Genomic DNA, 17,293 nt, shown 5'->3' on the forward strand with positions numbered 1-17,293 from the left:
GGTGGACCTCGACGCCTTCGCCCGCGACCGGGCACTGGCCGCCGCCGGTCTGGCCGCTGCCGTCGCCGGCGTGGGCGAGGCCGTGATCGCCGGCACCCGGCAGGCGCTGGCCCCCGAGCGGCTGGCCGCCCTGCGCGCGGCGATGCTGGCCGAGCTGGCCGCCTTTCACGCCGAGAATGCCGACCTGCAGGGCCTGGGCCGCGAAAGGCTGCGGCTGAAGCTGGAACCGCGCCTGCCCAAGGACGCCTTCGCCGCCTTCCTGCGCGCCGAGGCCGGGGCCGGACGCATCGCGCTGGACGGCGCCTTCATCCGCCTGCCCGGCCACCTGCCGCGCCTCTCGGACGAAGACGAGGCAACCCTGGCGCGGATCCTGCCGCGGCTTGCCGGCGAGGACCGTTTCCGCCCGCCGCGCGTCCGCGACTTCGCCCATGAACTCGGCCTGGACGAGACCGAGCTGCGCCGCATGATGCGCATGGCGGCGCGGCAGGGCCGCATCGACCAGATCGCGCATGACCATTTCTTCGCCCGCGCCACCACCATCGAGATGGTCGGCATCATCCGCGACCTTTCCACCGCCAGCCCGGATGGCTGGTTCAGCGCCCCGGCCTTTCGCGACCGGGTGCAGAATGGCCGCAAGGTGGCGATCCAGATCCTGGATTTCTTCGACCGGCTCGGTCTGACCTTGCGCCGGGGCGATCTTCGTCGCATCAATCCGCACCGGATCGACCTGTTCGGCCCGGGTGGGTCCGCGATGTGAACAGGGAAGAGAAGCGTCCCCGGTGGGGCGGCCGGACTTCAAATCCGCACGAAAAGCCTGAAATTGCCAGTGTGGAAGGTTGCGAAAGCGGCCGGAACCTTTCCAGAACGCATCGTGAATGTTGCGAGGCGCTGGGCTCTGCGCGTCCGTCGCCCGATGGTATCAGTGCATGGGTGCCGAACGACTATCGCGACGTGAGAAATCGCATCCTTGGGGAGGGTGCGAAATGAGCGTCTATTGCTCTTCGCTGGCGTGGCGTCATGGTCCGGCGGATCGGAACGACCTGCTGGTGCTTCTCGCCATTGCTGATTTTGCGGATGACGACGGCTATTGCTGGCCGGCCATCAAGTCTCTCGCGCAGAAGGCGCGAATGACCGAGCGCGGGGTGCAGAAAATCGTCCGACGGCTCGAGGCGCAGGGGCTCGTTTCGATTGAGACAGGGACCGGGCGGCGCAACTGCAACGAGTATACGTTGAACCTCGACTTGTTGAAAAAGGGTGAACTGGAAACCCTGAACCGTGTTCACCCCGAACAGGGTTCACCCCGAACCAGGAAACACAAACCCCGAACCGGTGAACAGGAAAAGGTGAACGGCGGTTCACCCGAACCGTCAGGAACCATCAATAACCATCAGGATGATGATGACCGCGTGCGCGAAGCAGATGGGTTTCGGGGAAAGATCCTTGAGGCGATAGGGCTGGACCCGGCAGAGGAGACGACGCTTGGCGGGCCGGCCGACATGGCCGAAGCACGGCGCTGGCTCGACCTGCCGCATTTCACCAAAGAGCTGGTTTGCGAACGGATCCGGGCAGTCATAGCCCGGAAAGGCGACAGGCAAGTTCACAGCTTCGCTTATTTCACCCCCGAGATGCAGATCATGAGCGCGCGCCTCGAGGCGCGCAAGGCTCCGCTGACGCCGGCGACGCGCAGGCAGCCGGGCAGAGGCGAGGCGGTTCCGATGGCCGCGAACTCGGGCAGGGTCGATCTGGACGCGCTGGCCGCGCTGTGGGCGCCGGCGCTGACCCAGGGCAGGCCGGTCCCGTCTTCGGCCATCAGCCCGGCGTTGGCGCGGCACATGCTCGACAAGGGGTTGGTGAGGCCTGCCGATTTGCGCAGGGTGGGGGTGACGGCATGAACGCTCGCGCTGCCGGCAGCGGTGAAAAGCCCCATTGCCCACCCTGTGGTGGTCCGCCGTGCGCGGCAGGCCGCTGCGCGCGGTGCTCCGCTGGGGCACGGCTACGGGCTTGGCCGCATCCCGCTTAGCTGATCGGCCCGGCGCATGACCGGCAGGGCAAGCCATACTGGCACACCCCCCTTGCCCCGGGTCCTTTCGAGGGAGGGTGCGCCATGCGGGGGGCCATTCCCCGCGAATATTCGCATGTGCGTGGGCCTCGAAAAGCGGTTTCCGTTTCTTCAACCGGCCACCAAGGCAGAGGTGAAATCCCGCCAGAGGAATGAAAAGGCGAAATCCCGCAGGATGCCGCTATCCGTAACACGAGGTTTGAAAAATGACCGAAACCATGAAGACCAGCGTCATTGTCGATCCTGATGTGGCGCCGCTGCTGGCGGCCGAGCGCCGCCGGCTGGCCGGGCTTCGGAATATCTCGGTGGCGGCCTGCATCAACGCCGTCCTGCGCCGCGCCCTGCAACCCGTCGAGGCTCGCGATCATGGCTGAGCGTTCCGCGGATATTCCCGCCGAAACCCGGCCGGTCTGGGCGTGCGAGGCCAGCTTCCTCGCCGAGGAATGGGGCGTCACCATCCGCCGCGTCCGACAAATGGCCGAGGAAGGCCGCCTGCGCCGCTGCGGCCGGGGCTTGTTCGACTGGACCCATGGCGAGCTGGTGAAGTTCGGCGCGAGCTTTCTGGGGCAGGATCGGGCGCGCGGCATCGACGGCGACACGCTCGCCGCTGTGGGCTGGCTCGGCCATTTCTGGGGCCGGAAACCTGCACCCGTCACCGCCGAAGAGCTCGCGGTCTGGTGCGGTCTCTGCGCGCGCTGGGGCCTGTCCGAACATGACGCCTCGGCGCTGATTGCCCGCGCCGCCGCCATGCGCGGCGAGCATTGCCCCCCGTTTGCAACCTCTGCCCACTGACCTTCACCCAGGAGCCGCCATGACGGTCAAACCGAACAACGCCCCCTTCGACCGCAGCCAGAGCCGCCACCGCGGTATCGTCGGCCAGTATCTGACCCGTGACCCGCGGCCCGCCGAAACCCCGGCGATGGAGCGCTTGCGGTGCGCTTTCGCGGCAGCCAGGAATGCGCTGCCATATGCCGAGCGCGCGCCGGGTGGCGACCTTGACCGCACCCTGCGCATTCCGATGCCGGCGGCGCGCATGGTGACGCTCGACATCGGCGCCGATCACCTCCCGGCATTCGAAGCCCCGGCAAGCAACCAGCCCAGCGAGGCCATGACCCTTGCCGAAAGCCTGCTGACCTATGCCCGCACGCTGCAGGCCGGGGCGCACCTGCTGATCGAGCCCAAGGGCCGCGTCATCGAGACCGGCACCGGCGTGCCCGCGCTGCAGGTTGTGCCGATGGGGCTTGAGGTGGTGCGGCCCGCGCCCTTCGAGGTGGTGCTGGACCCGGACGGCGATGATGATCCGGAAAACCCCGGCACGGCCCCGCTGACGCCGCTTGGCTCGGTTCTGGTCGGTGACCGGTCGAACGGCCTGATGATCTGAAAGGCTATGCATTCCGCGTCTCGCTGACCCGGCGCGAACAAAAGGACCGCGGCGACGATGAGTTGCTGGCGGCAGTGCTGCATGCCGTCACGCTCGGCTTGGCGCAGGCAGCCGATGCAGAACTTCTGGGCGCGATCCTGGCTGCGGATCCGGGGGCGTTCAGCCTGGGCGCCGCTGCGGCCAAGGGCGTGCGCTTTCGCGAGCTGCGCGCCATCGTCGGCACCGATGATCTGGTGAGCGGGTCGGATTTCGGCCCGGGCTATGGCGATCAGGCCGGCCAGCTGTTCGTGCATTCGATCCCGGCCGAACTGTGCGCCGCCGCCGACCGGACGGTGATCGGCGCTTTCGACCGCTTCGGGCTGGCCATTGGCGGCGAGATCCGGCTGTTGATCGATCGCACCGCAGGGGATGGTAGCCTAACCGCCACCTGCTGGTGCGGCATGAAGGCCGTCCTGCCCGACCCGGGCTTCGCCTGGCGCTTTACCCCGGCGGCGCCGTGATGGGCCTGCGGGACTGGCTCAGCCCCCGCAGCGCGCATCGGCCCACACCCGCGGCGCCGGGGAACATGCTGCCGGCCGAGGTCGTGGCGGTAGTGCAGGCGGCAAGCATCCGCAACGCCAACCGCCCGGATGCCGAGGGCAGCCCGATCATCTATGTGACGGCGCCGGCGCTGGGCCGGTTCCGCTGGGTCGATCTGGACAAGGCTGCCGACCGCATTTCGGATGCCTGGCCCGACCTGACGCCCGCCCAATGCTTCCGCGCCGCGCAGCTGATCGAGGCGGCGGTGGGCGACGCTGCTATCCGCCAGATGCAGCGCAAGGAACCGCGGCGCAGCTGGGTCTGGGACTGGTGATGGCGCGCAAGACCCGGCCCGCGCGGCTGCGCCACCTCGCCAAGCCCACGGACGCGTTGAAGATGACCGAGGTGCCCCCACCCAAGGGCAAGAACCCCAGCGCCCGCCGCGTCCGGCGGCTGGCGCGCAAGGGCTGGCTGATCGGCTGGCCGTTTTCCAAAGGAGTGCTGTGATGGCGACACGCTATCAGCTGACGATCATCGGGGAAGCTGCCCAGGTTGCGCCTTCCATCATCGTGGACGGTCGCGCGTTGCAGGACGGCCAGCGGGTCGAAGTCGACCTGCCCATGGCCGTGGCGCTGATCGAGCGCGGCCTGGCGGTGCCGCGCGGCAAGATCGAGATCGAGGCGGTGCTGAAGCCGAAACGCGGCCCGGCCGTCATGGTCGAGGGCAGGGCGTGCTTTGACGACGACACGGTCGAGGCCGGTTGGGCCGTCGCGCATGACCTGGTCGCGCGCGGCCGTGCCCGTCTGGCCGAGGGCGTCAGGCTGCCCCGCTTCAATCCGGACGCGCGCAAATGATGTTCGAGGTCGAGATCATTGGCCGGCCCCAACCGGCCTCGCCCCTGCGCCGCGCCCCGCGGGCAGGGATTATCCTGCATGGTCAGGCCCATTTTGCCGGCGAGCGTATCAGCGTGGACTGGGCGACTGCGCGGCACCTGATCGCCAACGGCCGCGCCAAGCCCGCGCCGGGCGTGGTGATACCGCTGGTGGACCCGGAGGCGCGGCGATGAGCCGATGGAGCCGCCGCATCCCTGGCCCGCAAGTTTCCATCGAGGTTTATCTTCGCCAGGTCAAGATGGCGATGGACGAGTTGAAAAGCACGCAAACCCCGGCGCTTTCGTGGCAAAGGTCGGCAAGAAAGCCCGGCCAAGCATCTATAAGCGCTCCGGTCGCGGGCGCTTTCCACTGATCGAACAGACGATGCCGATCAAGGACATCGCGGACCCGATCATCGAGGATGAGGTGTTTCCCGAGGCAACGCGGATCTTTCTCAAGAACCTCATGCACGAGTTGAAGTATCGCGCGCGCTTGCGTGCTGAAGGCATAGGTGGCTGACAGAAAAGGGCGGGGTGCGCCTGGTTTCTCTTCTTCAGCCGAAGCATCCGGGCAAGTCGGCGAGTGCCCCATAACCCCGACATGGTGCGGCCGTAGCCTTGGCGGCGTGGCGTCAGAGCCCCGGTGCAGCACATGCTGGCCGGGGCTTTCTCATTGCGCCAGCGGCGCGCCATGGCACTCCCGCCGTTGGCGGAAGTGCGCGCCGGGTTGTTCAACCTGCATTGCAGGATCGAGGCCCCGGCCTTCCCAGGCGCCGGGCGGTCCGTCAGAGGTGACCCACCAATGGTGGAATACCATGCGCGCCGGGCAGCGGGCCGGTTGCCAGCAAATTTGCTGGCTACCTCGCCAAGCTGTTCCAGAATCACGCGAACGTCCCGGAGAACGTCGGCCTTGTAGATGCGTCCAAAACTGGACGCATTGAGCGATACCCCCACTGGGGGACGTCGGGCCATCGATGGTGGATGGAGGACGGTTCATCCCCCAATGGGGGCCGGATCGAGGCGCATCCTCAAATTGAGGTCATCAGACCCCGGCCAGTTTGCGCAGCGCCTCGTCGATGCGGCTTTGCCAGCCCGGGCCGCCGGCCTTGAAATAGGCGATCACCTCGGGGCTTAGCCGGATGGTGGTGCTGACCTTGGGGCTCTCCAGCTTCGGCCGGCCGCGCTGGACCGTGGCCTTGGCGGCGCGCTTTTCCCAATAGGGCGTCGCCAGGTCGGGCGCGTCGTCGTCAAAATCGGGGGGCATAGGCTTTCTGTTCGCGGTCATTGGCCTTCCTCATGCTGATGACGTGGGCGGTTTCGCCGCGCGGCGTCCAGATCATCACCACCATGCGGCTGCGCAGGAAGCCGATGCTGATGAGGCGGGTTTCGCCATAGTCGAAGCGATCATCCTCGAACGTCAGGGTCGCGCCAGCCAGAACCTCGGCGCCGTCCGCTTCAAGATCGATCCCCCGTTCGGCAAGGGTCTTGGCGCGCTTCGCCGGGTCGCTGGTGCATTTCATGTAGTAACAGTAATCATGAGGGGTGCGGGCGTCAATATCTGTAGTAACAGAAATTGAGGGTCAGGGCTTCAGCCGCAGCACCACGGCTTTGCCAGAGAGGCGCGGCGAGGTGCCGTCAGGATCGATCACGGCTTCGAACTGGGAGGGATCGGGACCTGCGGCCAGGAAATCATTCAACTCGGCCAGGCGTTCTTGCATCTGGTCATCGGTCTCGCTGTGTTCAATCTGCGCCAGCCATTCGGCAATTGTGTGTTCTATTGGCAGCGGGGCCTTCATAGTGAAAACCAGCCCATCGGGGTAACGATAAGATAGGGTCACATCGCGCGCGTCGCGAATCGCTCCAAGCGCATCCGCGTCAAGATTGTTCATGTCTGCATAGTGTGAAAGACAGTCCCGCCATCGCACCGAGGCGTTGCGCCGCAACGCCCGCAGAACGTTTTCCATCGCGATCTGAACAGCGCCCACCTTCGGGGCGGGCGCTGGGAACTCCCGGAGAAGAACCTTCACGATCTCTGCATTGATCGAAGATTTTTCACCCTCTGCCCTGCTTTTAATCCGCTCACGGAGCCCATCAGGCAACCGGAGCATATACTGGTCTTTCCACGCTCGGGAGGTATCTTCAGCCATGACCTACCCATTGGGTATTTTCCAGCTTGACGCAATTCCTATCCAGTGGATATGTATGAGACATACCCATTGGATAGGTGTGAAATGACGAACCGAACCTTCAAGACATCCTTCATGTTGCGGTTGCCGGATGGTTGGCGCGACCAACTCAAGAAGGAAGCGCAGCAGAACGGCCGCAGCATGAACGCCGAGATCGTGCAGCGTCTGCGCCCGACCCTCGAGGCCGCCGATGCCCGGCGCCCGCAATCCTGAAATGAAAGCGGCCGGGCAGCGTTGCACCGCTGACACCGGCCTTGATGCCCCAGAGAAAGGACATTTCCCCATGAATATCCCCGAAAAACCTCGCCAAGGCAACCTGCCGGTTTCGCCAGCGCCCCGCCGCCGGCCCGGTCAGCCCAAGCGCAAGGCCACCGAAAAGCGCGTCAGTCGCGCCGCCAGCCTGATCCAGGATCACATTGCGGTTCTGATCGCCCAGCGCATCACGCTGCCCATCCTCGGCCTAGAGATCGCGCTGGGCGAGTTGCGCCAGATCGGGGGTGCGCAATGAACCGCCGCGATCTGATCGCCCTGCCGGCGGTTGCCGCCTTGGCGCCGGCGCCCACGTTGGGCGCTGATGCTCCCGCCGTCTCGCTGCTGGCCCTCTGGCAGCAGGCCAAGGCCCTGAATGACCGCCTCGAGGCGACCGAACGAGCAGAGGATCCGACCGCATGGGATGCCGGCATGACGCGGCTGATCCAGCTTCAGGACCGCATTGCGGCCGCCCCGGCCTGCTCGCCCGAGGCCTGGGCGATCAAGATCTTGAGCGCCGACGATGGCGGTGCCATCGAGAACGCCAGCGATCTGGGCCGCGCCCTGGTGGATCAGGCCCGCGCCCTGATCGGGGGCGCGCAATGAACCGCCGCCCCGTCTCTACCGCCGGCGTTGCACTATCAGTTTCCGCCCGTCAGCAGATCGACGCCATCATGAATACCGCGCGGAACCAGATCGAAGCCGTGTTGCAACGAGAGGTTTCGCGCCTGGTCCTGCGGGCGCAAGAGGATGCAAGTCGGGAAGCCGAGCGCCGCCGCGAGAATGCCGAACAGGTTTTGGCCGCACGCGGAGCGCGGGCCCTTGACCAGCGAAGCGCTGGGCCGCAACCGATCTACGTCCGCCCCGTCAAGGCGCAGGAAATTTTCGGCGTGCATCGGGCGACGCTCTACCGCTGGGCTGATGCCGGGCACATCAACATCCACAAGCGCGGCGCGGCGACCTTTGTCCGGGTGGACGAGGTGCGAGCCTTCATCGAAGGGAATCAGTCATGAGCATCCATCGCGGCATGCAAGATGCCCGGTGCGATCAGGCCCGCTCCGAAGCTGACATCTCGGCTGAGGAAATCCTGCGCCGAATCTACGCTCTGCCCGTAGCATGGCAACTGCGGACGGTCGAGTTTCTGCGCACCCATGCCAACCCCGAGCTGCGCGCCTGCGCCAAGCCGCTCGAGGACGCGCTGATCCTTCGCCGGCTGATGGGAGGTGCACCATGACCTTGTCTTCATCGTCGCGGCGCTGGGCGTCCTGCTGGCCCCGCATGTCTGCTGCGGCCGGCCTCTGGAGCGATCTTTCCGACTTAGCCGCTCTCACGGCCGTGCAGGCGCGCGCAGAGGATTCGGCAGCGCTTTCCGAGAGGGTATGACCCATGCGCGCGCGAATGAAGTTCAGCCAGGCCAACCTTGAAAAAGTGATCCGCACGGTCAAGGAGGCCGGTCTGCCGATTACCGACATCAAGGTGGGCCCACAGGGCGAAATCGACGTGCGCTGCGGCCCGCACGAACCCGCAGACGAATTCGACGCGACGGATATGCGCAGATGACCAAGAGAGAGTTGCCCAAATATGTCTATCGCAAGAAGGGCGGCAGGATCTATTTCATTCGTCGTGGCTTCAAGACAGTCCGGATCGTCAGCGAGCCCGGCACGCCAGAGTTCTGGGCTGAATATGCCGCGATCCTGCGCGGCCGGGCGCCGGTGCCGGCGGGTCGCACGCTTAAAGCATTGGCGATCAGCTATCAGTTCAGCGACCGCTTCACGGCGTTGGCGCCACGCTCGCGGCAGGATTATCTGCGGGTGCTGGACTATGTGAAGGAGAAGCTTGGCCCCCTGCCTGCGGACAGAATGAAACGCAAGGATGTGATCCGCGCACAGCAGGTCAACAAGGAGGCGGTGCGCTTCGCCAATTACATCGTCCAGGTGCTGCGCGTCATGTTCGAGCATGCGATCGATCAGGGCTGGCGCGACGACAACCCGGCGAAAGGCGTTCGGCTTCTGAAGAGCGGCCGTGCACCCCGCCTGCCTTGGCCGGAAGACATGATCGCGGCTTTCAGACAGGCCGCGCCTATAGGGACGCGAGCGAGGTTGATCTTTGAGCTTCTGCTGGGCACCGGCCAGCGCATCGGCGACGTGCTGAAGATGTGCTGGGACGATCTGGCTGAGGGTGGTGTGCATGTCCGGCAGGGCAAGACGGGCGCTCCCCTTTGGATACCCCTAACGAGTGGCTTGCGTGAGGCGCTGGGCGCGACACCGAAGGTTGGGCTGACCATCTGCGCGCAGGCCAATGGCCGACCGACCAGCTATCACGGCGCACATGCCTTGATCATGGCTGTCAGGACGGAAATCGGTGCCGAGGAGTTCGACATACATGCGCTTCGCCATACTGCGGCGCACGAACTGGCGGCCGCCGAGTGCAGCGATGAAGTCATACAGGCGATCACCGGGCATTCGAGCGTGGCGATGGTTCGGCACTACACCGGTTCCTCTCGCCAGAAGGCGCGTGCTAAGGAGGCGCAATCGCGCCGGGAACAGAACAGGTGCGAAACGTGAATATTGAGAAACTGTTGCGAACGGGCCAAATAAAGGGTCTGGTCGCTGTCAATAAGCCATTGGAAACGATGGCAATGGAAGAGAAGCGTCCCCGGTGGGGCGGCCGGACTTCAAATCCGGTTGGGGCAGTGAGCCTGTCCCGGGTGGGTTCGACTCCCACTCTCTTCCGCCAAATCCGAAAAGGAAGGTGGGATGCACAGGATGGAGCTTGGCGAGAGCGGCGTTTCGGTCAGCGGGATCTGCCTGGGCACGATGACCTTCGGCAACCAGACCGCCGCCGCCGAGGCCCATGCCCAGATGGACCGGGCGCTGGCCGCCGGCGTCAGCTTCCTCGACACGGCCGAGATGTATCCGGTGAACCCGGTCCGGCGCGAGAGCGTCGGCCGCAGCGAGGAGATCCTCGGCGACTGGCTGGCGGCGCGCGGCGGCCGCGACCGGGTGCAGATCGCCACCAAGATCACCGGCCCCAGCGGCACCGTCCGCCCGCAGGGCTATGACGGGGCCATTCTGCGCCGGACCGTCGACGCCTCGCTGAAGCGGCTCGGGACCGATCATATCGACCTCTACCAGCTGCACTGGCCGCTGCGCGGCAGCTACGCCTTTCGCCAGAACTGGCGCTACGATCCCTCGCAGCAGGACCGCGCCGCGACGCTGGCGCATATGGCGGATGTGCTGGAAGCGGCGGCGGATCTGCTCCGGGCCGGCAAGATCCGCGCCTTCGGCCTCTCGAACGAATCCGCCTGGGGCACGGCGCGCTGGATCGACACGGCCGATCGGCTGGGCGCGCCGCGCGTCGCGGCGATCCAGAACGAATATTCCCTGCTTTATCGGGCCTTCGACACCGACCTGGCCGAGCTTGCGGTGAACGAGGGGGTGACGCTGCTCGCCTACTCGCCGCTGGCGGCGGGGCTCCTGACCGGCAAGTACCAGGGTGGCGGCAATCCGCCCGGCAGCCGCGCGGCGGTCGATGCCGAGACCGGCGGCCTGGGCAATCTGGGCGGCCGCCGCACCGACCGCGCCATCGCCGCCGTCGCGGCCTGGCATCGGCTGGCGGCCGAACTGGGGCTCGACCCGATCCACATGGCCATCGCCTTCACCCGGCAGCGGCCGTTCCCGTCGATCCCGATCATCGGCGCCACCGATACGGGGCAGCTCGACCACCTGCTTGCCGGTCTGGACCTGGTGCTGTCCGACGAGGCGCTGCGCCGCATCGACCAGCTGCACCGCGCCCACCCGATGCCCTATTGAGCCGACGCGACGGAACCATTGGCAGCGCGACCGGGGGCGGGCAATCTGCCCGCGACCCGACCGGAGGAGAAACCATGCTGCCGCCCATCCTTGCCAACCTGCGCATTCCCGTCGTCGCCTCGCCGATGTTCATCGTCTCGGGCCCCGATCTGGTGATCGCGCAATGCAAGGCCGGCATCGTCGGCAGCTTCCCGGCGCTGAACGCCCGCGAAAAGGACGGCGAGCCGGCGCTGCTCGACGCCTGGCTGACCCGCATCGCCGAGGAACTCGACCGCCACAATCAGGCCAATCCCGATCATCCGGCGGCGCCGTTCGCGGTGAACCAGATCGTGCACCGCTCGAACGCCCGGCTGCAGCGCGACATCGAGATCTGCCACAAGCATCGGGTGCCGATCTGGATCACCAGCCTCGGCGCCCGGCCCGAGGTGAACGCGGCCGCGCATGATTGCGGCGGCATCGCCCTGCATGACGTGATCAACGAACGCTTCGCCAGGAAGGCCATCGAGAAGGGCGCCGACGGCCTCATCGCGGTGGCGGCGGGCGCCGGCGGCCATGCCGGCCCGCAATCGCCCTTTGCGCTGGTGCAGGAGATCCGCACCTGGTTCGACGGCCCGCTGCTCTTGTCGGGCGCCATCGCCACCGGCCGCGCGGTGCTGGCGGCGCAGGCCATGGGCGCGGACCTGGCCTATGTCGGCAGCCCCTTCATCGCCACCGAGGAAGCCAATGCCCCCGCCGACTACAAGCGCATGATCGTGGAATCCGGGGCCGAGGACGTGGTCACCTCCTCGCTTTTCACCGGCGTCTCGGGCAATTACCTCGCGCCCTCGATCCGCGCCGCCGGGCTCGACCCGGACCGGCTGGAGCGCGGCGAGGTCTCGGACATGAGCTTCGACGAAAACTCCCCCCGCCCCAAGGCCTGGAGCCAGATCTGGGGCTCGGGCCAGGGCATCGGCGCGGTGCGCGAGGTGGTTGCCGCCGCCGGGCTGGTCGACCGCCTGGCCCGGGAACATGCCGAAGCCCGCGCCGCCCTCTGCGGCGCCTGACGGCTCCTGCCTTGCCCGAATCCCCTGCCGCGGCGCGGCGGGGCACCGCCCCGCGGCTTTCACCGTTTGTCAAATACCCCCGCGACCGCGCCGCCCGGCGCGGCGGCGCCTCAGGACACGGCCAGCCCCTCGGTCGAGGCAAAGAACATCGCCTGCGACACCGCCGAGCGCACCTGCTCCTCGGAATAGGGTTTCGAGATCAGGAAGGCCGGCTCCGGCCGGTCGCCGGTCAGCAGCCGCTCGGGGAAGGCGGTGATGAAGATCACCGGGATATCGCCCATGTCGGCCAAGAGCTCGTTCACCGCGTCGATGCCCGACGAGCCGTCGGCCAGCTGGATATCGGCCAGGATCAGGTCCGGCCGCTTCTGATGCGCCAGCTCGACGGCGGCGCTGTGGGTGCGGGCGATGCCGGTCACCTCATGACCCATGGCCTGGACGATGCCCCTCAGGTCCATGGCGATGATGGTCTCGTCCTCGATCACCATGACCTTGCCGGAGAGCGTCTGGCCCATCTCGCTCAGGGCGATCTGCACCAGCTCCTCGGCCTCGGCCTGCGGGCATTGCATGACCGCGGCGATCTGGTCGTAGCGCAGCTCCTCGATGGTGCGCAGCAGCAGCGCCTCGCGCGAATTGGGGGTCAGGCCGCGCAGATGCGCCTGGGCGCGCGCCTCGCGCGGGGTCTGCGTCTCCTGTTCCACCGGCTGGCCCGAGCTTTGCCAGATGGCGTGGAAGGTGCGGAACAGCCCGATGCGGGTATCCTCGCCATCCATCAGGCTGCGATCGGTCAGGATGGCCTCCAGCGTGGCGGCGGCATAATTGTCGCCGGCGGTCTGGCTGCCGGTCAGCGCGCGCGCATAGCGGCGCAGATAGGGCAGCTCTCGGCTGATGGACTGGGCGAGATCCGCTGCGGTCATGGCTACCTCGAAAAAAGACGTCATGTGTTTGGAACTTGACCGGATACGTAACGGTTAGGCAAGGTGCGCACAAGATTATCGGGAATAACTAAAAAATGAATACCAGGCGTGAGGAACGCAGGCGAGCCGCCATCGAGAAGCAGATCGACGAGAACCTGCGCCGAGTCTACGAGCAGGACGCGACCCAGCAGATTCCCGACAGGTTCCTGCAATTGCTCGACAAGTTGCGCGAGCAGGAGTGACTGCATGACCGATCGCAAAGCGGCGCAAACCGCCCGTTCCGACGCCCATGGCGACCCTCGGGACGAGCTGGTCGAGCATCTGCCGGCCCTGCGCGCCTTCGCCCTGTCCCTCACCCGCGAGGGGGCGTCGGCCGACGATCTGGTGCAGGACACCATCGTCAAGGCCTGGACCCATATCGACAAGTTCCAGCCCGGCACCAACCTGCGCGCCTGGTTGTTCACCATCCTGCGCAACACCTTCTATTCCGCCCGCCGCAAGACCCGGCGCGAGGTCAGCGACACCGACGGCATCCATGCCGCCCGCCAGGCCACCCGCCCCGAACATGACGGCCGCCTGGCGCTGAACGATTTCCGCACCGCCTTCGACAAGCTGCCCGACGAACAGCGCGAGGCGCTGATCCTGGTCGGCGCCTCGGGCTTTTCCTACGAGGAAGCCGCCTCGATGACCGGCGTCGCGGTGGGCACCGTCAAGTCGCGGGCCAATCGCGGCCGCCGCCGGCTGGCCGAGCTGCTGCATCTTGAGGAAGGCGAGGAATTCGAGATGACCGACCGCGCCACGCTGGCGGTCATGGCGCAGAACACCCCGATCCTGCGCTGAGGCGCCCGGTGTTGCGGCGCCTTCTGGACCGGCTGGAATTCACCAAGGGTCTGGGCTTCCGGCTCGGCGGGCTTCTGTCGGTGGCGATCCTGCCCATCGGCCTGATCTCGGTCATCCAGACCCTGCACCTGTCGCGCGAATACGAGCGCAGCTCGGAAATCGCGCTGCTCGGCCGCACCGCCACCGCCGCCGCCGGCGAACGCGCGCTGCTGCAAAGCGCGCTCGGCACCGCCGACGCGCTGGGCCCGGCGGTGCTGGAAACCATGGACCGGCCGCAGGCCTGTTCCGACATCATGCGCGGCTTCGTCCAGCGCACGGTGAATTTCGTCTATGCCGGTTTCACCCGGCTGGACGGGGTGACGGAATGCTCCTCGGTGCCGGGCGTGCACGACCTGTCGCACGAGGCCGCCTTCCAGCAGTTCCGCGACAGCCCCGGCACCCTGGTCACCACCAGCCAGTCCGGGCCGGTCACCGGCCAGTCCGTGGTGCTGGTCATCCAGCCGCTTTACCGCGGGGTCGAGCTTCTGGGCTTCATCAGCGTCTCGATGTCGCATGACCTGTTGCGCTCGACCCATGTCTCGGGCCTGGGCACCGACGGGGCGCGCATCCTGACCTTCAACAACCAGGGCCAGATCCTGTCCACCGACCGCGAGGCGGGGGACGATCTCGAACGGGTGTTGCCGCGCGGCAAATCGCTGACCTCGCTGCTGTCGCGCAGCGAGACCACCTTCCGCGACCATTCCAATTCCGGCGAAAGCCGGGTGTTCAGCGTCGTGCCGGTGGTGCCGGGCCTGGTCTATGCGCTGGGCTCGTGGAACCGTGCCGAATCCGGCATCACCGGCATCGACATCACCCGGCGCACGGCGCTGATCCTGCCGCTGATCCTCTGGGCCGCCTCGTTGGCGGTGGCCTATTTCGCCGTCTATCGCCTGGTCCTGCGCCATATCCGCGAGCTGCGCAGCCAGATGCGCCGCTTCGCCATCGGCGACCGCTCGGCGCCGCCGCCGGTCCTGGCCGACGCCCCGGCCGAGATCGAGGACATGAGCCAGACCTTCCACAACATGGCCCGCATCCTGATCCGCGACGAGGAGGCGATGGAGGCTTCGGTCAACGAAAAGACCGTGCTGCTGAAAGAGGTGCATCACCGGGTCAAGAACAACCTGCAATTGATCGCCTCGATCATCAACATGCAGATCCGGGTGATCGAGCATGACGATGCCCGCCGGGTGCTGCGCTCGGTCCAGGACCGGGTGGCCTCGCTGGCGACGATCTATCGCAACCTCTACCAGGCCGAGCATCTCGATTCGGTCGAGGCCGACCGGCTGATCCGCGACATCATCAACCAGATGGCCAATGCCTCGGTCGGGCCGGGCGCCGGGCTGCGCATCGACACCGAGCTCGAGCCGCTGGTGCTGATGCCCGACCAGGCGGTGCCGCTGACGCTGCTGGCGACCGAGGCCTTCACCAATGCGCTGAAATATTCCGGCGTCACCGATCCCGGCGCCGCGCCCTGGGTGCGGGTGCGGCTGGGCATGGACGGGCCGAAACATGCGGTTCTGGAGGTCGAGAACTCGGTCGGCGCCGCCAGCCTGGCCGAAAGCACCGGCCTTGGCAGCCAGCTGATCGAAGCCTTCGCCATGCAGCTGGAAGGCGAGGCCGAGCAAGAGATGGATGCCGGCCGCTACCTGCTGCGGCTGCGCTTCCGGGTCGAGAACCTGCACAAGCGCGAACCGGCCGAGATGCCGCGCGTGGTGCTGACCTCGGCGGCGCGGCCCGGGGCGCGGCACTAGGCGGCCGCGCCGGCCGTCAAAGAACGCCGTGCCGCTTCAGCAGCGCCTGCTCGTCGCCCGAGATCCAGCCGAAGACCTTCGGCTCGCCCTGCAGGATCTGGACCAGGTAATGCACCTCGAAGGCGATCACCGTCTCGGGCAGGTCGGCGCGGGCATAGGTCGCGCTCCAGCCGACATGGGCCAGGCAATGGTTCGCGTCTATCGGCGACAGGGCAAGATGCGTGATCCGCATCGCCCGGGTGCCGATGGCGCGATAATGCGCATAGCCCTGCGCCATGGCCTGCCGAAGCCCGTCGTCGTTCTTGCCCGACATCACCCCGGCGGGCGAGGCGGCGACGAAATCCGAGGCATAGAGCGACGCCACCTCGCCGGGCTCGATCTCGCCGGCGAGCCCGCGGTTGAAGCAGCTTTCGTAACGCGCGAAAAACCTCCTGACGGCGGTTTCCATCTCCGGTCTCCCCGATCGGGTCCGGGTCTTGCCCGGGCAGCATGACCACTGTCTCCCGCCCGCCGGCCGGCGGCAAGCCGCCGCTATCCGCCCGGCGTGCCGTCCTGGCGCGCGGCGTGGCGCAGCTTCCTTGCGGCGATGAAGCGGCGGCGGCGGGCCAGCTCCAGGTTCAACAGCGCCCCCAGCATCACCGAGAACCCGCCCAGATAGAACCACATCAACAGCGCGATCACCGCGCCGATCGAGCCATAGATGCGGTTGTAGCTGTTGAAGCTGGCCAGATAGGCCGAGAACCCGTATGAGGCCGCCGCCCAGGCCAGCGCCGCGAACAGCGAGCCCCAGGTGAAGATCGCGGTGCGCGGCGTCTTCACGTTCGGCCCGTAGCGATAGATGATGCCGATCACCACCAGCACGATGAAAAAGATCGCCATCCACGGCACCGAGCCGATCAGCCAGTTGCGCAGCGGCACGTCGGGCAGGAAGTTGAAGGCGATGGGCACCACGATGATGGTGGCCAGCCCCAGGGCGATCACCGCGACGATGACCAGCGTCAGCACATAGGCCAGCACGAAGCCCATCACCGTCGAATGCGAGCGCACGCCATGCGCCGCGTTCAGCCCGCGGATCAGCCCGTCCACCCCGGCCCGGGCCGAGACGGTGGCGATGAGAAAGGAAATCGCCGTGGTCCAGCCCAGCTGCGTGCGCCCGGCGGCGACCAGCGCGCTGATCTGGCCATAGATGATGTCCGCCGCGCTCGACGGGATGAAATCGTCGGTGGCGTGGACATATTGCTCGATCACCTGCGGGTCGTACCACAGCCCCCACAGCGCGAACAGCGCGGCCAGGCCGGGAAAGACCGCGAACATGGCATAGAAGGCGACGCCCGCCGCGATCAGACTCATGTGGATCTTGTCCATCCGCTCGAAGATCGCCAGGATGAACCGCCACCAATCCCTGATCAATGTTCCGTCCTCTTCCCGTTCCGGTCGCCGGCCCGTGGGGAACCCCGTTTCCCTTCGGAAAGGTTCCCGCGTGGCTACAGGTTTTCGCCGCCGCCATAACGCAGCCAGACCGCCTTTTCGCCCAGCGTCGCCACGAAGCCGGCATGGGCCGCCGCCTCGGCCTCGGTGATGCGGGGGGCAAGCGGCCGGGGCCGCGCGCCGCGCCGCGCCGCGCCCGGC

29 protein-coding genes, 1 tRNA gene and 1 pseudogene are annotated in these 17,293 nt (G+C 66.9%); 24 read left to right on the forward strand and 7 right to left on the reverse strand.

Annotation, left to right across the window (positions count from 1 at the left end):
• The 11 genes from ACFOMP_RS18170 to ACFOMP_RS18220 form a co-directional block, all read left to right on the forward strand.
• A partial coding sequence (locus ACFOMP_RS18170) for a SelB domain-containing protein (protein ID WP_379033189.1) occupies positions 1–757 on the forward strand: 757 nt, incomplete at its 5' end.
• A gap of 226 nt (positions 758–983) precedes the next feature.
• Positions 984–1,892 (forward strand): helix-turn-helix domain-containing protein, encoded by a 909-nt coding sequence (locus ACFOMP_RS18175; RefSeq protein WP_379033192.1) that lies wholly within the window; start codon positions 984–986, stop codon positions 1,890–1,892.
• Between the two features lie 373 nt (positions 1,893–2,265).
• Positions 2,266–2,433, forward strand: coding sequence for a hypothetical protein (locus tag ACFOMP_RS18180; protein ID WP_379033195.1), 168 nt, complete (start codon positions 2,266–2,268; stop codon positions 2,431–2,433).
• The gene (locus ACFOMP_RS18185) at positions 2,426–2,851 is read left to right on the forward strand and encodes a hypothetical protein (protein ID WP_379033198.1); all 426 of its coding nucleotides are present in this window, start codon (positions 2,426–2,428) and stop codon (positions 2,849–2,851) included. The genes ACFOMP_RS18180 and ACFOMP_RS18185 overlap by 8 nt, the downstream gene beginning before the upstream one ends.
• Before the next feature lie 19 nt (positions 2,852–2,870).
• Positions 2,871–3,440: a hypothetical protein gene (locus ACFOMP_RS18190; RefSeq protein WP_379033201.1), complete on the forward strand. Its 570-nt coding sequence runs from the start codon at positions 2,871–2,873 to the stop codon at positions 3,438–3,440.
• A gap of 74 nt (positions 3,441–3,514) precedes the next feature.
• Positions 3,515–3,940: a hypothetical protein gene (locus tag ACFOMP_RS18195; RefSeq protein ID WP_379033204.1), complete on the forward strand. Its 426-nt coding sequence runs from the start codon at positions 3,515–3,517 to the stop codon at positions 3,938–3,940.
• On the forward strand, positions 3,940–4,293 hold the full coding sequence (locus tag ACFOMP_RS18200; RefSeq protein ID WP_379033207.1) for a hypothetical protein: 354 nt from the start codon (positions 3,940–3,942) through the stop codon (positions 4,291–4,293). The genes ACFOMP_RS18195 and ACFOMP_RS18200 overlap by 1 nt, the downstream gene beginning before the upstream one ends.
• Positions 4,293–4,466, forward strand: coding sequence for a hypothetical protein (locus ACFOMP_RS18205; protein WP_379033210.1), 174 nt, complete (start codon positions 4,293–4,295; stop codon positions 4,464–4,466). Before ACFOMP_RS18200 ends, ACFOMP_RS18205 begins: the two co-directional genes overlap by 1 nt.
• The gene (locus ACFOMP_RS18210) at positions 4,466–4,813 is read left to right on the forward strand and encodes a hypothetical protein (RefSeq protein WP_379033213.1); all 348 of its coding nucleotides are present in this window, start codon (positions 4,466–4,468) and stop codon (positions 4,811–4,813) included. The genes ACFOMP_RS18205 and ACFOMP_RS18210 overlap by 1 nt, the downstream gene beginning before the upstream one ends.
• Positions 4,810–5,025: a hypothetical protein gene (locus tag ACFOMP_RS18215; protein ID WP_379033216.1), complete on the forward strand. Its 216-nt coding sequence runs from the start codon at positions 4,810–4,812 to the stop codon at positions 5,023–5,025. The genes ACFOMP_RS18210 and ACFOMP_RS18215 overlap by 4 nt, the downstream gene beginning before the upstream one ends.
• A 4-nt stretch (positions 5,026–5,029) precedes the next feature.
• Complete coding sequence (locus ACFOMP_RS18220; RefSeq protein WP_379033219.1) at positions 5,030–5,350, forward strand: hypothetical protein; 321 nt, start codon at positions 5,030–5,032, stop codon at positions 5,348–5,350.
• Between the two features lie 522 nt (positions 5,351–5,872).
• Here ACFOMP_RS18220 and ACFOMP_RS18225 read toward each other — a convergent pair.
• The 3 genes from ACFOMP_RS18225 to ACFOMP_RS18235 are packed head-to-tail and all read right to left on the reverse strand — an operon-like array spanning position 5,873 to position 6,977.
• A complete protein-coding gene (locus tag ACFOMP_RS18225) occupies positions 5,873–6,094 on the reverse strand; it encodes a BrnA antitoxin family protein (RefSeq protein WP_019352180.1) in 222 nt (73 codons plus the stop codon).
• Positions 6,078–6,350 (reverse strand): BrnT family toxin, encoded by a 273-nt coding sequence (locus tag ACFOMP_RS18230; protein ID WP_019352181.1) that lies wholly within the window; start codon positions 6,348–6,350, stop codon positions 6,078–6,080. Before ACFOMP_RS18230 ends, ACFOMP_RS18225 begins: the two co-directional genes overlap by 17 nt.
• Before the next feature lie 60 nt (positions 6,351–6,410).
• Complete coding sequence (locus ACFOMP_RS18235; protein ID WP_019352182.1) at positions 6,411–6,977, reverse strand: Arc family DNA-binding protein; 567 nt, start codon at positions 6,975–6,977, stop codon at positions 6,411–6,413.
• A gap of 114 nt (positions 6,978–7,091) precedes the next feature.
• Between ACFOMP_RS18235 and ACFOMP_RS18240 the strand changes: the two genes are divergently transcribed.
• The 10 genes from ACFOMP_RS18240 (at position 7,092) to ACFOMP_RS18285 (ending at position 12,120) form a co-directional block, all read left to right on the forward strand.
• Positions 7,092–7,229, forward strand: a complete 138-nt coding sequence (locus ACFOMP_RS18240; protein ID WP_379033224.1) for an Arc family DNA-binding protein — start codon at positions 7,092–7,094, stop codon at positions 7,227–7,229.
• Positions 7,230–7,299: 70 nt separating this feature from the next.
• Positions 7,300–7,524 carry a hypothetical protein gene (locus tag ACFOMP_RS18245; RefSeq protein WP_379033227.1) on the forward strand — a complete coding sequence of 75 codons (225 nt, stop codon included), beginning with the start codon at positions 7,300–7,302 and terminating at the stop codon, positions 7,522–7,524.
• Positions 7,521–7,871, forward strand: a complete 351-nt coding sequence (locus ACFOMP_RS18250) for a hypothetical protein (RefSeq protein WP_379033230.1) — start codon at positions 7,521–7,523, stop codon at positions 7,869–7,871. Before ACFOMP_RS18245 ends, ACFOMP_RS18250 begins: the two co-directional genes overlap by 4 nt.
• The gene (locus ACFOMP_RS18255) at positions 7,868–8,278 is read left to right on the forward strand and encodes a helix-turn-helix domain-containing protein (RefSeq protein WP_379033233.1); all 411 of its coding nucleotides are present in this window, start codon (positions 7,868–7,870) and stop codon (positions 8,276–8,278) included. The genes ACFOMP_RS18250 and ACFOMP_RS18255 overlap by 4 nt, the downstream gene beginning before the upstream one ends.
• Positions 8,275–8,499, forward strand: coding sequence for a hypothetical protein (locus ACFOMP_RS18260; protein ID WP_019352143.1), 225 nt, complete (start codon positions 8,275–8,277; stop codon positions 8,497–8,499). The genes ACFOMP_RS18255 and ACFOMP_RS18260 overlap by 4 nt, the downstream gene beginning before the upstream one ends.
• Positions 8,500–8,663: 164 nt before the next feature.
• Positions 8,664–8,825, forward strand: coding sequence for a hypothetical protein (locus ACFOMP_RS18265; protein ID WP_379033236.1), 162 nt, complete (start codon positions 8,664–8,666; stop codon positions 8,823–8,825).
• Positions 8,822–9,829 (forward strand): tyrosine-type recombinase/integrase, encoded by a 1,008-nt coding sequence (locus ACFOMP_RS18270; protein WP_379033239.1) that lies wholly within the window; start codon positions 8,822–8,824, stop codon positions 9,827–9,829. Before ACFOMP_RS18265 ends, ACFOMP_RS18270 begins: the two co-directional genes overlap by 4 nt.
• Before the next feature lie 76 nt (positions 9,830–9,905).
• Positions 9,906–10,001, forward strand: a tRNA-Sec gene (locus ACFOMP_RS18275).
• Between the two features lie 20 nt (positions 10,002–10,021).
• Positions 10,022–11,077 (forward strand): aldo/keto reductase, encoded by a 1,056-nt coding sequence (locus ACFOMP_RS18280; protein WP_379033242.1) that lies wholly within the window; start codon positions 10,022–10,024, stop codon positions 11,075–11,077.
• Positions 11,078–11,151: 74 nt separating this feature from the next.
• Entirely contained in the window at positions 11,152–12,120 is a 969-nt protein-coding gene (locus tag ACFOMP_RS18285; protein WP_379033245.1) for an NAD(P)H-dependent flavin oxidoreductase, read from the forward strand.
• A 110-nt stretch (positions 12,121–12,230) separates the two neighbouring features.
• On the opposite strand, the gene ACFOMP_RS18290 is transcribed toward ACFOMP_RS18285, so the two are convergent.
• Positions 12,231–13,034: a response regulator gene (locus ACFOMP_RS18290; RefSeq protein ID WP_379033248.1), complete on the reverse strand. Its 804-nt coding sequence runs from the start codon at positions 13,032–13,034 to the stop codon at positions 12,231–12,233.
• 95 nt (positions 13,035–13,129) lie between these two features.
• Here ACFOMP_RS18290 and ACFOMP_RS18295 point away from each other — a divergent pair, with 95 nt between their 5' ends.
• The 3 genes from ACFOMP_RS18295 to ACFOMP_RS18305 are packed head-to-tail and all read left to right on the forward strand — an operon-like array spanning position 13,130 to position 15,664.
• Positions 13,130–13,276 carry a NepR family anti-sigma factor gene (locus ACFOMP_RS18295; RefSeq protein WP_019352327.1) on the forward strand — a complete coding sequence of 49 codons (147 nt, stop codon included), beginning with the start codon at positions 13,130–13,132 and terminating at the stop codon, positions 13,274–13,276.
• 4 nt (positions 13,277–13,280) lie between these two features.
• Entirely contained in the window at positions 13,281–13,874 is a 594-nt protein-coding gene (locus ACFOMP_RS18300; protein WP_289894631.1) for an RNA polymerase sigma factor, read from the forward strand.
• Between the two features lie 8 nt (positions 13,875–13,882).
• Positions 13,883–15,664: a sensor histidine kinase gene (locus tag ACFOMP_RS18305; RefSeq protein WP_289894630.1), complete on the forward strand. Its 1,782-nt coding sequence runs from the start codon at positions 13,883–13,885 to the stop codon at positions 15,662–15,664.
• 16 nt (positions 15,665–15,680) lie between these two features.
• Here the strand turns inward: ACFOMP_RS18305 and ACFOMP_RS18310 are convergent, their stop codons facing one another.
• The 3 genes and pseudogenes from ACFOMP_RS18310 to ACFOMP_RS18320 form a co-directional block, all read right to left on the reverse strand.
• Complete coding sequence (locus ACFOMP_RS18310; RefSeq protein ID WP_379033252.1) at positions 15,681–16,112, reverse strand: nuclear transport factor 2 family protein; 432 nt, start codon at positions 16,110–16,112, stop codon at positions 15,681–15,683.
• 83 nt (positions 16,113–16,195) lie between these two features.
• The gene (locus ACFOMP_RS18315; protein WP_289894627.1) at positions 16,196–17,074 is read right to left on the reverse strand and encodes a YihY/virulence factor BrkB family protein; all 879 of its coding nucleotides are present in this window, start codon (positions 17,072–17,074) and stop codon (positions 16,196–16,198) included.
• Positions 17,075–17,148: 74 nt separating this feature from the next.
• Positions 17,149–17,293: pseudogene (locus ACFOMP_RS18320) on the reverse strand (DNA polymerase III subunit epsilon); the annotation flags it as partial.

Origin of the sequence: Paracoccus simplex, from assembly GCF_042648325.1 — a bacterium.
Classification (GTDB): Bacteria; Pseudomonadota; Alphaproteobacteria; order Rhodobacterales; family Rhodobacteraceae; genus Paracoccus; species Paracoccus simplex.

Coding starts and splice junctions, on each gene's coding strand:
- ACFOMP_RS18175 (WP_379033192.1), top strand. CDS start 984: ATGAGCGTCTATTGCTCTTCGCTGGCGTGGCGTCATGGTCCGGCGGAT.
- ACFOMP_RS18180 (WP_379033195.1), top strand. CDS start 2,266: ATGACCGAAACCATGAAGACCAGCGTCATTGTCGATCCTGATGTGGCG.
- ACFOMP_RS18185 (WP_379033198.1), top strand. CDS start 2,426: ATGGCTGAGCGTTCCGCGGATATTCCCGCCGAAACCCGGCCGGTCTGG.
- ACFOMP_RS18190 (WP_379033201.1), top strand. CDS start 2,871: ATGACGGTCAAACCGAACAACGCCCCCTTCGACCGCAGCCAGAGCCGC.
- ACFOMP_RS18200 (WP_379033207.1), top strand. CDS start 3,940: ATGGGCCTGCGGGACTGGCTCAGCCCCCGCAGCGCGCATCGGCCCACA.
- ACFOMP_RS18205 (WP_379033210.1), top strand. CDS start 4,293: ATGGCGCGCAAGACCCGGCCCGCGCGGCTGCGCCACCTCGCCAAGCCC.
- ACFOMP_RS18210 (WP_379033213.1), top strand. CDS start 4,466: ATGGCGACACGCTATCAGCTGACGATCATCGGGGAAGCTGCCCAGGTT.
- ACFOMP_RS18215 (WP_379033216.1), top strand. CDS start 4,810: ATGATGTTCGAGGTCGAGATCATTGGCCGGCCCCAACCGGCCTCGCCC.
- ACFOMP_RS18220 (WP_379033219.1), top strand. CDS start 5,030: ATGGAGCCGCCGCATCCCTGGCCCGCAAGTTTCCATCGAGGTTTATCT.
- ACFOMP_RS18225 (WP_019352180.1), bottom strand. CDS start 6,094: ATGCCCCCCGATTTTGACGACGACGCGCCCGACCTGGCGACGCCCTAT.
- ACFOMP_RS18230 (WP_019352181.1), bottom strand. CDS start 6,350: ATGAAATGCACCAGCGACCCGGCGAAGCGCGCCAAGACCCTTGCCGAA.
- ACFOMP_RS18235 (WP_019352182.1), bottom strand. CDS start 6,977: ATGGCTGAAGATACCTCCCGAGCGTGGAAAGACCAGTATATGCTCCGG.
- ACFOMP_RS18240 (WP_379033224.1), top strand. CDS start 7,092: ATGTTGCGGTTGCCGGATGGTTGGCGCGACCAACTCAAGAAGGAAGCG.
- ACFOMP_RS18245 (WP_379033227.1), top strand. CDS start 7,300: ATGAATATCCCCGAAAAACCTCGCCAAGGCAACCTGCCGGTTTCGCCA.
- ACFOMP_RS18250 (WP_379033230.1), top strand. CDS start 7,521: ATGAACCGCCGCGATCTGATCGCCCTGCCGGCGGTTGCCGCCTTGGCG.
- ACFOMP_RS18255 (WP_379033233.1), top strand. CDS start 7,868: ATGAACCGCCGCCCCGTCTCTACCGCCGGCGTTGCACTATCAGTTTCC.
- ACFOMP_RS18260 (WP_019352143.1), top strand. CDS start 8,275: ATGAGCATCCATCGCGGCATGCAAGATGCCCGGTGCGATCAGGCCCGC.
- ACFOMP_RS18265 (WP_379033236.1), top strand. CDS start 8,664: ATGAAGTTCAGCCAGGCCAACCTTGAAAAAGTGATCCGCACGGTCAAG.
- ACFOMP_RS18270 (WP_379033239.1), top strand. CDS start 8,822: ATGACCAAGAGAGAGTTGCCCAAATATGTCTATCGCAAGAAGGGCGGC.
- ACFOMP_RS18280 (WP_379033242.1), top strand. CDS start 10,022: ATGCACAGGATGGAGCTTGGCGAGAGCGGCGTTTCGGTCAGCGGGATC.
- ACFOMP_RS18285 (WP_379033245.1), top strand. CDS start 11,152: ATGCTGCCGCCCATCCTTGCCAACCTGCGCATTCCCGTCGTCGCCTCG.
- ACFOMP_RS18290 (WP_379033248.1), bottom strand. CDS start 13,034: ATGACCGCAGCGGATCTCGCCCAGTCCATCAGCCGAGAGCTGCCCTAT.
- ACFOMP_RS18295 (WP_019352327.1), top strand. CDS start 13,130: ATGAATACCAGGCGTGAGGAACGCAGGCGAGCCGCCATCGAGAAGCAG.
- ACFOMP_RS18300 (WP_289894631.1), top strand. CDS start 13,281: ATGACCGATCGCAAAGCGGCGCAAACCGCCCGTTCCGACGCCCATGGC.
- ACFOMP_RS18310 (WP_379033252.1), bottom strand. CDS start 16,112: ATGGAAACCGCCGTCAGGAGGTTTTTCGCGCGTTACGAAAGCTGCTTC.